The following is a 15,210-nucleotide window of genomic DNA, read 5'->3' as shown; positions in this document are numbered from 1 at the left end:
TAAACAGTTTGGGGTCTCGTGCCAAAATAAAGCTCCGGAATTTTACTCTTCTCCCGGAGCAATGCAAGGAGTTTAGTTACTTTTTCACCAACATAAATTGAATTTAAAGTTTGTGACGTACCTAACACCCTGAATCTATGCGTGATCGATTAATTAACGACCAAATGGGTTGAAGCCACCGCCACCACCCATGCCGCCCATCATGCCTTGCATGTTGCGCATCATGCCTTTCATGCCACCTTTTTGCATCTTTTTCATCATTTTCTGCATTTGGGTGAACTGTTTTAGTAAGCGGTTTACATCTTGAACCTGCACACCAGAACCAGCCGCGATACGCTTCTTGCGCGAGCCCTTGATAATTTCTGGGCGTTGACGTTCTTTCATTGTCATGGAGCTGATGATCGCTTCCATCTGTTTGAACATCTTGTCATCGACTTTGTCTTTTACATTGTCTGGTAGCTGGGACATTCCTGGAAGCTTATCCATCATCCCCATCATGCCGCCCATGTTTTGCATCTGGCCTAGCTGTTCACGGAAATCTTCAAGGTCGAAACCTTTCTTCTCTTTGAACTTCTTCGCTAACTTTTCTGCCTTTTCTTGGTCAACGTTGCGTTGTAGGTCTTCAATCAAAGACAAAACGTCACCCATGCCAAGAATACGTGAAGCAACACGATCTGGGTGGAACGGTTCTAGCGCGTCAGTTTTTTCACCGACACCCAAGAATTTGATTGGCTTGCCCGTGACATGGCGTACTGAAAGTGCCGCACCACCACGAGCATCACCATCAACCTTAGTTAGAACTACACCGGTAAGAGGTAGCGCATCGCCAAAGGCTTTTGCTGTATTTGCTGCGTCTTGACCCGTCATGGCGTCAACAACAAATAGCGTTTCTACTGGGTTGATAGCTGCGTGAAGATCTTTGATCTCCCCCATCATCTCTTCATCAATTGCCAAACGACCTGCGGTATCGACAATCAATACGTCGTAGAATTTTTTCTTCGCATGGTCAATCGCTGCATTGGCGATATCAATAGGCTTTTGGTCTGGTGATGATGGGAAGAAGTCAACACCGATGTCTGATGCCAGTGTTTCAAGCTGCTTGATTGCCGCAGGACGGTAAACGTCGGCAGACACAACCAAAACTTTCTTCTTGTCACGTTCTTTTAGAAGCTTAGATAACTTACCTACCGATGTGGTTTTACCCGCACCTTGTAGACCAGCCATAAGAAGCACAGCAGGTGGTTGAGCAGCAAGGTTTAGCGCCTCATTCGACTCACCCATTACGGCTTCAAGTTCTGTTTGAACGATCTTGATAAATTCCTGACCTGGAGTCAGAGATTTAGAAACTTCTACGCCCACCGCTTTTTCTTTAACGCGGTTCACAAATTCACGAACGACCGGAAGCGCAACGTCAGCTTCAAGTAGAGCCATTCGGACTTCACGTAGGGTTTCTTTAATGTTGTCTTCGGTCAGACGACCTTTACCACTGATATTTTTCAGCGTTTTGGATAATCGATCCGTTAAATTCTCAAACATCTTTGTCTCTTCGCTAAAATGGCGATTAATTAGTGTGAGTATACATTAGCCAAGGTCTGAGTCATACCCGTACCGCTGTCCTATTCTTGTCTCTATTTATATATGGTGCGGTAACTTATTAATTTCAATATCTCATCTCTCACGATTGATGTCGGATATAACGTAGCCCCAAAGTGTAATGCAAGGTATAATTTCTCCATCGTGCACAATAATATTTAGGATTCATGGATAGCTTAATAGCCATCGCGGCCGCCATACTTTATGTCTTGGCGATTGCGACCATCATACCCGGACTCTCACAACAGTCAGGAATCAAAGCAAAAACAGTGTTTGCTAGTGCTGCCTGTGCGCTTGTTTTTCATGCGTGGATTTTGAGTGATCTGATCTTTGATGGTTCAGGTCAAAACCTGAGTATTCTCAACGTGGCTTCTTTGATCAGTTTTATTATTTCTCTGGTCATGAGCCTTGCTATGTTGAAAAACCGACTGTGGTTTTTATTGCCTGTCGTTTATAGCTTTGCTGCCATCAATTTATCTGCTGCCACATTTTTGCCAAGCACGTTTATAAAGCACCTAGAGAATGACCCTAAGCTACTCATTCATATTTCATTTGCGCTCTTCTCATACGCGACTTTAACTATCGGGGCACTATATGCGCTTCAGTTGGCTTGGCTGGATCACAAACTGAAAGCAAAAAAATCTTTGGCGATTAACCCAAACCTGCCGCCTCTATTAATGGTGGAGCGTCAACTCTTCAAAATTATTTTGATCGGTAACTTATTGTTAACTGCCACGCTCATTACTGGCTTTGTCTTTGTGCAGGATATGTTTGCCCAAGGTAAGGCACATAAGGGCATTCTTTCTTTCATCGCTTGGGTGGTGTACTCAATACTGCTTTGGGGTCACTATCAAAAAGGCTGGCGTGGTAGAAAAGTCACATGGTTCGCTGTTGCAGGAGCAACACTGTTAACTCTGGCATATTTTGGCAGTCGCTTTGTAAAAGAAATCATCTTGAATTAAGGAGCTCTAGGGCTCCTATCCTTTATATTTTAGGCTAGATAAAATACAGTACGCCTTAACTCTTTGACTTAACGGACTTACTCAACCGTTATATAACCCAATACTTACAAGGAACAGCAACGTTTTGGACGACATCTCTACGGGTATCTTGTTTGCGCTACTCGCGTGTCTTATCGTCATATCAGGTTACTTTTCCGGTTCAGAAACAGGGATGATGTCTCTGAATCGTTATCGCTTAAAACACTTAGCCAAAAACGGGCATAAGGGTGCTAAGCGAGTCGAAAGACTATTAGACCGTCCAGATCGTTTGATTGGTCTTATTCTTATCGGCAACAACCTCGTTAATATTCTCGCGTCCGCGATCGCGACCATTATTGGTATGCGTTTGTATGGTGATTTAGGTGTCGCTATCGCAACCGGTGCACTAACTATGGTTGTATTGGTTTTTGCCGAGGTTACCCCTAAAACAATTGCAGCGCTTTACCCTGAACGTGTGTCCTACGCGAGCAGTATATTATTGACCATACTGATGAAGTTACTGTCGCCTTTAGTGATGCTTGTTAACTTTATTACGAATGGCTTTATCCGCTTACTTGGTGTAAGAGCGGATCACTCAGCAGAAGATCATCTTAGCTCCGATGAGCTGCGTACGGTAGTAAATGAAGCTGGCGGTTTGATCCCTCGCCGACACCAAGACATGCTGGTGTCTATTTTGGATCTTGAGCACGTCACCGTGAACGACATTATGGTCCCACGCAATGAAATTACTGGTATCGATATTAACGACGACTGGAAATCCATTGTTCGTCAACTAACCCACTCACCACATGGGCGCATAGTTTTCTATCGTGACCAAATTGATGAAGTGGTTGGCATGCTGCGCTTGCGTGAAGCTTATCGTCTGATGTTGGAAAAGAACGAATTCAACAAAGAAACGCTATTACGTGCTGCTGATGAGGTCTATTACATCCCAGAAGGCACACCACTGAACGTGCAAATGTTGAAATTCCAACGCAACAAGCAACGTATCGGTCTGATCGTGGATGAGTACGGTGATATCATCGGTCTAATTACTCTTGAAGATATTCTGGAAGAGATCATTGGTGAGTTCACGACGTCAATTTCTCCAAGCCTCTCTGATGAAATCAGTCCTCAAGGTGACGGAAGCTTTCTTATTGAAGGCAGCACCAATATCCGAGATATTAACAAAGGCCTGAAATGGGATTTACCAACGGATGGCCCAAGAACGTTAAACGGTCTTATTTTGGAGCACCTGGAAGATATTCCTGAGAGCCATCTAAGTGTGAGAGTAGCGGGTCACCCAATGGAACTTGTTGAGATTGAAGAGAACCGAATCAAGCTCGTTCGTGTTTATCCGAAGAAGAAAAAATCGACATCCAAATAACCAAAAGAAAAGCCTGACTCATGTCAGGCTTTTTACTTATTGGGGCAATATGCTTCTTAATGAGCACCTAGTCGATGCGCAACTCTTTTAACATCGACTCAGGCAAAGCAAGTTCATCATTTTTGTTCACCGAAACACCAGCATCCAAAATGTTCTTTGCGATCTGTTGTGCTTCTTTTAAAGAGTGCATTGCTGCCGTGCCGCATTGGTATTCGTTAAGTTCAGGGATCTTATTCTGACTTTCTACCTTCAGCACGTCTTCCATTGCTGCAATCCAAGCATCTGCGACTTGCTGCTCTGATGGTGTGCCAATCAGGCTCATGTAAAAACCTGTGCGGCAACCCATAGGCGAAATATCGATGATCTCAACAGAATCACCGTTTAGGTGATTACGCATAAAGCCTGCATAAAGGTGCTCTAGGGTGTGAATACCTTTTTCAGAAAGAATGTCTTTGTTTGGCGCAGTAAAGCGTAAGTCGAAAACAGTAATCGTATCCCCTTTTGGGGTCTGCATGGTTTTCGCCACTCGTACAGCGGGTGCATTCATACGAGTGTGGTCCACGGTAAAACTATCGAGTAAAGGCATTACATCTCTCCTGATTGTAACTCCAGTACCTTTCGGTAATGGATAAATGTCATTCATCCCTACAGCACATGAACAGACTGTGGGCTAAAAGAACCAGCTGCTGTTGTCTTCTAATTCCTGACGACATTGCTTCAGCTGCCAGCCATAAGTTTTCGCTGTTTGTTCAACACGTCGAGCGACTTTGATTAAACTAGGCTTTCGATTATAAGTACCTCGCTTATACCCACCTCGCCCTTCATGATAAGCCAGATACTGGTTATAGGGATCCCATAATGAAATCCCTAGCTGACGCCGTGTTTCATGAGTGTACCAACCGACAAACATCATAGAATCATCGAAGTTGGTACGAGAGCCACCCTGACCTGTCGCATCTTGGAAGTCTTCCCAAGCAGGGTCTTGAGCTTGAGCGTAACCATACGCACTGCTGACTCGTCCCCAAGGAATAAACCCTAGCAAATAATCTTTAGGTGGTTTTGCATCGTGCCGAAAGCTGCTTTCTTGTTTAATGATGGCCATAGCGACATGAATAGGGGTACCCCATTCATCTTCCATATCTTTGGCATCATCGTACCAACCGGATTTCTCTCGGAATATCTCGCATAAGTTATTCTGCTGCTTTGGCGGTGCCGTAGCACAACCTGCAAGTAACACGCTTCCAAGTACCGCTACTACTAACGACTTAATGTTCAACCCCACCAATCCTTAGTTAGTCATTACTGCTTCAGGTAAGCAAAGTAATCTTCCAAAAAATCATCAAAAGAAAGCATGTCACTCTGCTCTGCTTGCTTTTGTTTTTCCACGGACGACGCAACTTCCGTTTCCATCGTATCTTGTGAATAGTACTGATAACCGTGAGCTAGGTTTTCATCACGGTACTTCATACCAAGAGTACAACCGACTTTACCTAGCCCACCCAGCTCTTTCGTTAGCTCTAATAGTTGACCAGAGATCGTTAGTTCTGGGTTATCAATCCATGTCTCGAGTTGATTACACACATCTTGGTATGCACTGCCACCAGCGGTCATATCCATTTGCTGTGCTATTTGACGTAACTCGACGAAAACTCGGTGTGCCCAATCTTGTAGAGATAGACGTTCACCTTGACAACCAATTTGCAGCATTAGACCTTTTTCACGGCCAGAAACAATGACTTTATTCCAGTTATCGCGCCAACACTCTAATTCACAGTTATCCATAGGGTCTGAGTCTGACAAGGCCGCCCAGGTAAGGAAGAGATCCAAGAATCGTACTTGATCTTCATTTAAGCCCACTGCGCTGAATGGGTTAACATCTAGAGAACGAACTTCAATGTATTCGACACCACCGCGTCGTAACGCATCTGAAGGCTTCTCACCACTTTTCGATACACGTTTTGGACGAATCGGAGCGTACAGTTCATTCTCAATTTGTAAGATATTGGAATTAAGCTGGCGGTATTCACCATCCACTTTTACCCCAATTTTCGCAAACTCTTCTGATGGGTGGCGAATCGCATCACTCAAACCATCGAGGTATTGGTCAATGCTGTTAAAACCAATTTTCAGCACACTTTGCGCACTATTGGTATAGCCAAGATCGCTCAAACGCAAAGACGTCGACTTCGGCAAATATAATGTCCCGCCAATCTTCTCGAATGGCAGATCGGTTTCACGACCTTGAATAAAAGAGCCACATAACGCTGGTGATGCACCAAAGAAGTAGGGAATCATCCAGCCAAAGCGGTAGTAATTACGGATCAACGCAAAGTACGTATCAGACTTAGCATCTTGGCGGGCTTGTTCATCTTGCTCGCCATAGAGCGCATCCCAAAATGTTTCAGGAAACGAGAAGTTAAAGTGGACACCTGAAATAATTTGCATCAGGCTGCCATAACGACGCTTTAGGCCTTCTCGGTACAACGTTTTCATTTTCGCTGCATTCGAAGAGCCATACTGGGCTAACTGAATATCATCCTCTGAGCCTACGTAGCAAGGCATTGATAGTGGCCACATTTTCTCTTCACCCATTTTGGTTTGAGTGAAATGATGGATATCTTTCAGCTGTGCCATCAGTTCTGGAATTTCATGTGACACAGGCGTAATGAACTCTAACAATGATTCCGAAAAATCCGTTGTGATCCATTGATTTGTGAACGCAGAGCCTAACCCTTCAGGATGAGGAGTTGTAGCTAGATGTCCATCCTGACGATAGCGCAAAGTTTCTCGCTCAACACCGCGTCCAAACTGCTTAAATACTTCGGGGTTTGATGCAACTTTTTTTAGTCGCGCAGCAAAATCAGTCAAAATGAGGTTCGCTTATATTGGGAGCAGGACACTTGTTACATAACACAAGTGTAAGCTAAGTTATTGATAGTTAATGCATCTAGATAAATAACCCACGAAAAGTTGCTTATCTAGATGAATAGCGGAGAAACGTTTCTCCGCTATTAAATGTGTACTCTATCGAATGATTTCAAGCTCTTCTACGTCTTTCCCCAACTTTTCTAATTGAGGACGCAACGATTTAGCATCACCAACGACGATAATTTGATAGTCATTTGGATCAAACCATTTCTGAGCCAGCGCATTCAACGTCTGCTTATCGACTTTTTCTACGATAGCGTTTCTTTGCTGCAAGTAATCATGATCGAGGTTGTACTTAAGAATATCACTGATGAGCTCCGCTTTTTGTGTTGGCGTTTCATATTTCAGTGCATCTTTTTGACCGACCGCTTGACGCATAAATTTCATCTCTTCATCAGTAATACCTGACTGCGAGTATTCATTTAGCTCATTTTCCATCTCAATGATCGAAGCAACCGTTGCATCCGCTCGTACTTGCGCGGTGAAAACCACCGAGCCTGTTTCTGGATTGCCAGAGAAATATCCGTAAGCACCGTATGTGTAACCCTTGTCTTCACGTAGATTTTGGTTAATGCGGCTATTGAAGTTCCCAGCTAAGTTGAAGTTTGCCAGTTGGCTTAGGTAAAAATCGCCCGTTGCGTCGTAAGGCATACCTTGACGAACCATCATGACCACACTTTGCGGCGCTCCTGGTTTATCAACAAGATGGATCTTTTGCTCACCTAATGCAGCAATGCTTTGCGGTGCATACAATGGCGCAGCTTCATCTTGCCAGTTTTTCCAGAACGTCAGTTGCTGCTCAATTTCCTGTTTATTGATGTCACCAACAACGACGATTTGCGCACTTTGTGGCGTGTAATGCTTCGAGTAGAATTCACGGACATCATCCAACGTTAATGCACTGACACCTGCTTGCGTGCCGTCTTTTGGTCGAGCAAAAACCGAATCCCCATAGAGCACCTGGCGACTCGCTTGTGACGCCATCCAACTTGGATTTTGGTGCTCATATACCAGGCCTTCTAGCGCTTGCATTTTTACACGCTCGAAATCATCTTGATTAAATGCAGGAGACAGCAACATCTCTTCGACAATTTTTAACGTCGGCTCTAAGTTCTTTTCTAGAGCAGAAACACTGATGTTTGTTGTATAACCTGTGGCATTAACAGAGATAACACTACCCAGTTTATCAAGCTCAGCTTGAATCTCTTCGACACTGCGTTTCGTTGTACCTTCTTGCAACATCGCAGCGGTCAATTGGGCAAGACCTTCTTTACCCTTTTCAACAAAACGTGTCCCGGCAGGTAGACTAAATTGCATCATCACCGTCGGCGTTTCATCGCTAACTGCACCAAGCAGCTCCGAGCCATTCTTGAAATGTAACTCGTACAGCTCTGGCATCGTCGCTTTCACTGGTTCTCCTACTGGCGGTTGCACTGAGCGATCGAAGTTATCGGTCGCACGACGATACGCCAATTGGTCATCGGAAATTTTTTCATATTCTGGCAGCGTACGCTTTGGCGTCACAAAGGTCGCAGGTTTTACGACAAGGTCTGTTTTTCCTTTTGGGACCACGCTTAGGGTCACTTTGTTCTTACCTTGGATAAAGTCCGTATACGCTTTTTCTACCGAAGTCGGCGTAACTGCACGGATTTGCTCAAGCTGTTGCTCAAGACGATCAGGATCGCCGAAAAATGTCTCGTTGGAAGCCAACTGAGTCACTTTACCTTTAACGCTTTCTAGCGCAAAAATAGCATCCGCTTCCGCTTTACCCTTCAACTGCTCAAGGCGATCCTCTGTCACGCCTTTTTCCGCAAACTGATTCAGTGATTGTAAAAGCTCGTCGTACAGTTTTGATAGGTCGCCTTTGTCTCCAGAATCACCCATTGCGTAAACGTAAAAGTTACACGCCAGTTCAGCACAGTCATGGAATGAACCAGCATCGACCGCTTTTTGAGTCTTCACTAGGTCTTGATAGAGCACGCTGTTGGTACCGCCACCCAATACTTCTGATAACGTGTCGAGAGACGCTTGGCTTTCTTCGCCGTTGTAGGTTGTTGGCCACGCGATCATCACCATAGGTTGTTGAATACGATCTTCTAGCGTGATGTATTTGTCTTCTTGCAGTTTTGCAGGTTGTTTCGGCGCATTTTCAACCTCAGGACCACGAGGAATCGAACCGAAGTACTTATTTACCCACTCTAGAGTTTGTTCAACGTCTAAGTCACCACCGATCGTGATAGTCGCATTGTTTGGGCCATACCAACGCAAGAAAAACGCTTTGAGGTCGTTCACATCAACACGATCAAGATCTTCAACATAACCAATGGTTTGCCACGAATACGGATGACCTTCAGGATATAGCGCTTCGGACATGCGCTCCCAAATTAAGCCATAAGGACGATTATCGTAACGCTGAGCTCGCTCATTTTTTACAGTCGAACGCTGAATTTCAAATTTGCGTTGAGAAACCGCATCCAACAAAAAGCCCATACGGTCAGACTCTAACCACAGCATTTTCTCGAGCTGGTTAGCAGGGACAGTTTCAAAGTAGTTAGTACGATCGCGGTTTGTTGTACCATTTAACGTGCCGCCAGCCTCTGTGATGATTCTGAAGTGCTCTTGGTCACCAACGTTCTCTGAACCTTGGAACATCATGTGCTCAAAGAAATGCGCAAAACCAGACTTACCCACTTCTTCACGAGCTGAACCAACATGGTAAGTCACATCCACATGGACCAATGGGTCAGAATCTTCAGGAGCTAAGATCACCGTTAAACCATTATCGAGTTTATACTTTTGGTATGGAATCTTAACTTTGCCTTCTTCAGCTTTCGATGACTCAACGAAAGTTACCCCTTTCGGCAGTGATGAAACTGGCGTATTTGATGCACAGCCCGTGATCACCAACAGTGAACACGCGCCAACCCAAAACATCTTCATGTACTTTCCTTAAAATAATCCGAGATAGATGGCCGCAAGTAAGCTATACCTAGCAGCCTTTCCTAAAAATATTAAAATCACGCAAGGCAGAAACTTCATTCTTAGCCACCCTGCGGCTAAACACAGCGGGTCTCCTATTACAGGTAACCAGCTAAAAAATAACCCCCAATAGCCATACTTAGAGAGCCACTTTAATGCGGTATGACCGTGCTTTTCCTCTTGTGCTTTGTTGGGAATCCACAAGCCAAGCCAATAATTTGTTAAGCCACCAAGCGTATTACCGATAGTAGCGACCATAACAATTGAAGAAACGGAGTATTGATTTAATGAGAGAGTGGCAACTAAGCCCGCCTCAGAACCACCAGGCAACAACGTGGCACTGAGAAAACCGGTCATGAAAAGCACCCATAATGCTGAATCTGAAAACCAAAGCGCTAAACTTTCAAAACTCGTGTTAAATGCTTCTAGCATGTCATATCAAGCAACACCTTGCCTCTGGTTCTTCCTGATTCGACCTGCTGGTGAGCACCAATGACATCACTCATAGGATAAACCTGTTGAATTTCAGTCTTCAGTAAGCCAACGCCGACCATGTACAACAAGGTATCTAACTGCGCAGGATCTGGTTCAACCAACATGCCACTAGCCTCAAAGCCTAGGAGTTTGGCTTTTTCACAAATCAGCTCAGCTGTGATGGTTGGAACGGTGATGACTCTCGCATTGTCTTTCAAGCATTTAAGCGCATCTAACGCAGAATCTCCGCCTACTAAATCAATCAAAACATCAACATCTTCCACACGTTCTGACACTGGTGCAAATTGATAGTTCACTGCATGAGCACCGAGCGTCGCAAGGTAGTCTAGATTTCGTTCACTGCAGGTTGTAAAGACTTCCGCTTTCGTCGCGATCGCAATTTGTACCGCGAGGTGTCCAACACCACCGGCTCCAGCGAGGATAAGTACGCGATCGTTTTCCGTCACATTAGCCTTACTGAGAGCTTGTGCCGCAGTTTGTCCCGCCAACGGTAATGCAGCAGCTGCCTCTAAAGTGACAGAGCTAGGAACATGACTTAACTCAGTTTCTGGAACACATATGTATTGACTGTATCCACCGCCTCGAACTGGGAAACCAATAAATCCAGCCACCTCATCACCTTCATTAAAGCGTGATGCCCCCTCTCCACAAGACATCACTTTTCCTGAGATGTCGTAACCTGGCACCCAAGGTAAATTATCCTTATTCTGCGCTGCCGCCCAACCGAGCCCAGCTCGAGTTTTGACATCAATAGGATTTACGCCTGAAAAAGCGACTTTTACTAAGACTTCACCAGGCTGTGGTGATGGTGTAGAAGCATGTTGAATCGCGAGTACGTTGGCATCACCAAACTCAGTGATAACGATCTGTTTGTGTTCCATAAACCATTCCCTGCAAGAAAACAAAAAGGGATGCGAAAGCATCCCTTTGACTATAAACCATTTTGTTAACCTAAGTTAATCGTGATTTTGTAAATTGGTTGATCATTCCATTTTCAATAATGTCTAACCAACAAGTGCTAACAATATACCAGCCGCAACGGCTGAACCCAGCACACCAGCAACGTTTGGTCCCATCGCATGCATTAACAAGAAGTTTTGCGGGTTAGCTTGTAAACCAACTTTGTTTACGACTCGCGCGGCCATTGGTACCGCAGAAACGCCAGCCGCACCAATAAGTGGGTTGATGTCTTCTTTCGAGAACTTGTTAAGCAGTTTCGCCATCAGGACGCCCGCACCAGTACCGATACTAAATGCAACTGCGCCTAACCCCAAGATACCTAACGTTTCTAGGTTCAAGAACTGCTCAGCTTGCAGCTTAGAACCAACACCAAGACCTAAAAAGATAGTCACTATGTTGATCAATTCATTTTGAGCAGTTTTCGATAAACGATCGACCACACCAGCTTCACGCATCAAGTTACCCAAACAGAACATACCAACCAATGGCGTAGCTGAAGGTAAGAACAGAATCGTCATCAGTAATACAGCAAGCGGGAAGATGACTTTCTCCCATTTACCAACATGACGAAGCTGAGCCATCTTAATTTGACGCTCTTCCTTGGTTGTCAGTGCTTTCATGATTGGTGGCTGGATAATCGGCACCAATGCCATATAGCTGTATGCCGCGACTGCAATCGCACCTAGCAGATCTGGAGAGAGCTTACTCGCTAAGAAAATCGCTGTCGGCCCATCAGCACCACCGATGATCGCGATAGACGAAGCATCTGCCATGGAGAACTCCATGCCAGGTACATAGTTGAGCAAAATAGCGCCAAACAGTGTTGCAAAAATACCAAACTGCGCAGCCGCACCTAACCACAACGTTTTTGGGTTTGCGATCAAAGCACCAAAGTCGGTCATCGCGCCCACACCCATGAAGATCAATAGCGGGAACACACCCGATTCAATCCCAATGTAGTAAACGTAGTAGAGCAAGCCACCAGGCTCAGTAAAGCCAGCATTTGGAATATTCGCCAAAATAGCACCGAAACCAATCGGCAATAACAGTAAAGGTTCAAATCCTTTTTTAATTGCCAAAAACAGCAAAGTACAACCAACCAGCATCATACAGATTTGGCCGAACTCGAAGTTAGCGATCCCTGTTTCTGCCCAAAGGGTTAACAATCCGTCCATGATACTCCCTTACGCTAGGCTCAACAGAGGCGCACCTACTGTGACAGCATCGCCTTCTTTAACGTTCAGCTCTTGAACCACACCACCACGCGCCGCTCGTACTTCAGTTTCCATTTTCATCGCTTCAAGGATGAGCAATACATCGCCTTCAGCTACCTCAGCACCAGGCTGAACATTCACTTTGAAGATGTTACCTGCAAGAGGAGCAGGCACCGCTTCAGCTGAAGCATTAGAAGGTGTGCTAGGTGTAGCCGATTTTGCCGGTGCATTAGAAGGAGCAACAGATGTCAGTTCACCTTGAGGGCCAACTTCCACCTCATACACCTGCCCGTCAACACGTACACTATAAGTTTCTACACCACCAGTTGCTGGTTGAGCTGCAGGTACAGCAGGCTTCGCAGCTTCTAGCGTTGGTGCTGGCTCAAATGCTTCTGGGTTTTCACGATTCTTAAGGAACTTAAGCCCAACTTGAGGGAAAAGTGCATAAGTGAGTACGTCATCAACACGCTCACTTGCTAGCTTAATGCCTTCTGATTTCGCTTTCTCCATCAGATCAACCGTAAGCGTCTCCATTTCAGGCTCAAGTAAATCGGCAGGACGACAGCTAATTGGCTCTTTACCATCAAGCACTTTCGCTTGCAGTTCTGCATTTAACTCGGCTGGCGCTTGACCGTACTCACCTTTCAATAGGCCAGCGGTTTCCTTGGTAATACTCTTATAGCGCTCGCCAGTAAGAACGTTAATCACCGCTTGCGTACCGACGATCTGTGAAGTTGGAGTCACCAATGGAATGAAACCAAGATCTTTACGTACACGAGGGATCTCTTCTAATACTTCATCAATGCGATCCGCAGCGCCCTGCTCTTTCAACTGGCCTTCCATATTGGTCAACATACCACCAGGCACTTGGGCAATCAGGATGCGTGAATCGACTCCTTTTAACTGGCCTTCCCACTTCGCATACTTCTTACGTACCTCACGGAAATATGCGGCGATAGGTTCCAGTTGCTCGAGTTTCAAATTGGTATCTCGCTCGGTGCCTTCTAGCATAGCGACTACCGTTTCAGTCGGTGTATGACCGTAAGTACAACTCATTGAAGAAATCGCAGTATCGAGAATATCAATACCGGCTTCTACTGCTTTTACCGCTGTTGCTGTAGACAGCCCCGTTGTTGCATGACAATGAAGTGCCAATGGCACATCACAAGACGCTTTGATACGCGTGATAAGCTCTTCCGCTTCATAAGGCTTAAGTAAGCCAGACATATCTTTAATACACAGCGAGTGACAACCTAAATCCTCTAGGCGTTTTGCCAAGTCAACCCAAGTGTCTGCGTTATGCACTGGGCTCGTTGTGTAAGACAACGTACCTTGAGCATGCGCACCAACATCAACCGTTGCTTTCACGGCTTTCTGGAAGTTTCGCACGTCATTCATTGCATCAAAAATACGGAATACATCCATGCCGTTAGCATGCGCGCGTTCAACAAACTTCTCTACTACATCGTCGGCATAATGGCGGTATCCTAAAAGGTTTTGACCACGCAGTAGCATTTGCATTGGTGTATTAGGCATCGCTTTTTTTAGTTCACGTAGACGCTCCCAAGGGTCTTCTCCTAAGAATCGAATACAAGAATCAAATGTTGCACCACCCCAAGTCTCTAGAGACCAGTAACCAACCTTATCCAACTCAGCTGCGATAGGCAGCATATCCTCAATACGCATACGCGTAGCAAATAGTGATTGATGGGCATCACGAAGGACCACATCAGTAATAGCTAGTGGTTTAGACATGCTCTTAAACTCCTTTTTAATCCTAGTTCGGCTACTTCGCGAATGAGGCGCGATGTTTATGAATCGCAGCCGAGATCGCCGCCACTACTTGTGGACTAACAGCTGAAGAGGTTGATTGAATATTAGTGTTTGTTTTTGGTGCTGCGATCGGCTCTGGTACTTCTTCTGGTACCAATTTCGACATTAACCGAACGAGATAAACAAGAATAGTGAGGAAAATAAATACGACCGCCATCCCCGTTAGCATCAGGGTGGCCGCATCTACTAGCAGGCTTCCTATATTAGTCATGTTGCTTCCTTTCTTTGTCATCCTGACAACGTGCAGGACTTTAATAGTGTCAAATCCCGACCCATGGATTATCTCGATTGGTTAAATTTTGTCAATTTTGTTTAAGGAAGGTTTGTAGTAATCCTGATAAATGATTATTTATTCACTACCCAGATCACAGTTCATGACAAAATAATCACTTCAAATCGCTACCACCTTATGAACAGAGTAAAGGAGGACATAAATAAAAACTGCGATTTAGATTTCAAAATCAAATCGGTACTCACGCAGTAAAAACCAACAAAAACAAAAAGATGAATAAAATTAACAATTAACAAACAAATAACAAACAAAGTAACTACATAAGAGTAATTGAAATGAAAAATGGAAGTCAGTGTATAGGAGGGATAATCAGGATGATTTCACACGATGCGACAGAAGCTTGATAGCAAATTGCTTAGATACGCACATATTCGCTTTTAAAAAAGAGGAACATAGGCTCTAGTGATCCTACGCCATATTTCAGATGTCTAGATACAAAAAAGCCTCGCAATTGCGAGGCTGTTTCAATGACTGGCGCGTCCTGGAGGATTCGAACCTCCGACCGCCTGGTTCGTAGCCAGGTACTCTATCCAGCTGAGCTAAGGACGC

General features: G+C 44.9%; 12 protein-coding genes and 1 tRNA gene. 2 read left to right on the top strand and 11 right to left on the bottom strand.

The window, feature by feature from the left end; translation table 11 throughout:
• Positions 1-153 precede the first annotated feature (153 nt).
• Positions 154-1,536 (bottom strand): signal recognition particle protein, encoded by a 1,383-nt coding sequence (gene ffh / locus R8N46_RS18400; protein ID WP_005385423.1) that lies wholly within the window; start codon positions 1,534-1,536, stop codon positions 154-156.
• Between the two features lie 224 nt (positions 1,537-1,760).
• On the opposite strand from ffh, the gene R8N46_RS18395 reads away from it, so the two are divergent.
• Complete coding sequence (locus R8N46_RS18395; protein ID WP_005379950.1) at positions 1,761-2,555, top strand: inner membrane protein YpjD; 795 nt, start codon at positions 1,761-1,763, stop codon at positions 2,553-2,555.
• 124 nt (positions 2,556-2,679) lie between these two features.
• Positions 2,680-3,960: an HlyC/CorC family transporter gene (locus tag R8N46_RS18390; protein ID WP_005379948.1), complete on the top strand. Its 1,281-nt coding sequence runs from the start codon at positions 2,680-2,682 to the stop codon at positions 3,958-3,960.
• A 67-nt stretch (positions 3,961-4,027) separates the two neighbouring features.
• Here the strand turns inward: R8N46_RS18390 and luxS are convergent, their stop codons facing one another.
• The 10 genes from luxS to R8N46_RS18340 form a co-directional block, all read right to left on the bottom strand.
• Entirely contained in the window at positions 4,028-4,546 is a 519-nt protein-coding gene (gene luxS, locus R8N46_RS18385) for an S-ribosylhomocysteine lyase (RefSeq protein WP_017820391.1), read from the bottom strand.
• A gap of 84 nt (positions 4,547-4,630) precedes the next feature.
• Positions 4,631-5,236 (bottom strand): hypothetical protein, encoded by a 606-nt coding sequence (locus R8N46_RS18380; RefSeq protein ID WP_171343190.1) that lies wholly within the window; start codon positions 5,234-5,236, stop codon positions 4,631-4,633.
• Between the two features lie 23 nt (positions 5,237-5,259).
• Positions 5,260-6,828, bottom strand: a complete 1,569-nt coding sequence (gene gshA, locus R8N46_RS18375) for a glutamate--cysteine ligase (protein WP_115386284.1) — start codon at positions 6,826-6,828, stop codon at positions 5,260-5,262.
• Between the two features lie 156 nt (positions 6,829-6,984).
• Entirely contained in the window at positions 6,985-9,828 is a 2,844-nt protein-coding gene (locus R8N46_RS18370) for a M16 family metallopeptidase (protein ID WP_017820389.1), read from the bottom strand.
• A 9-nt stretch (positions 9,829-9,837) separates the two neighbouring features.
• A complete protein-coding gene (locus R8N46_RS18365; RefSeq protein WP_005379938.1) occupies positions 9,838-10,299 on the bottom strand; it encodes a YqaA family protein in 462 nt (153 codons plus the stop codon).
• Positions 10,293-11,243: an NADP-dependent oxidoreductase gene (locus R8N46_RS18360; RefSeq protein ID WP_213972465.1), complete on the bottom strand. Its 951-nt coding sequence runs from the start codon at positions 11,241-11,243 to the stop codon at positions 10,293-10,295. The genes R8N46_RS18365 and R8N46_RS18360 overlap by 7 nt, the downstream gene beginning before the upstream one ends.
• 123 nt (positions 11,244-11,366) lie before the next feature.
• Entirely contained in the window at positions 11,367-12,497 is a 1,131-nt protein-coding gene (locus tag R8N46_RS18355) for a sodium ion-translocating decarboxylase subunit beta (protein WP_005379935.1), read from the bottom strand.
• A 9-nt stretch (positions 12,498-12,506) separates the two neighbouring features.
• Positions 12,507-14,291 (bottom strand): sodium-extruding oxaloacetate decarboxylase subunit alpha, encoded by a 1,785-nt coding sequence (gene oadA, locus R8N46_RS18350; RefSeq protein ID WP_104979686.1) that lies wholly within the window; start codon positions 14,289-14,291, stop codon positions 12,507-12,509.
• Positions 14,292-14,322: 31 nt separating this feature from the next.
• Positions 14,323-14,580: an oxaloacetate decarboxylase subunit gamma gene (locus R8N46_RS18345; protein WP_005379932.1), complete on the bottom strand. Its 258-nt coding sequence runs from the start codon at positions 14,578-14,580 to the stop codon at positions 14,323-14,325.
• 553 nt (positions 14,581-15,133) lie between these two features.
• A tRNA-Arg gene (locus R8N46_RS18340) sits at positions 15,134-15,210 on the bottom strand.

Origin of the sequence: Vibrio sp. 1874, assembly GCF_033344395.1 — a bacterium.
In the GTDB taxonomy this organism is placed as follows: Bacteria; Pseudomonadota; Gammaproteobacteria; order Enterobacterales; family Vibrionaceae; genus Vibrio; species Vibrio alginolyticus.
This window is presented reverse-complemented; position numbering and strand designations above follow the sequence as displayed.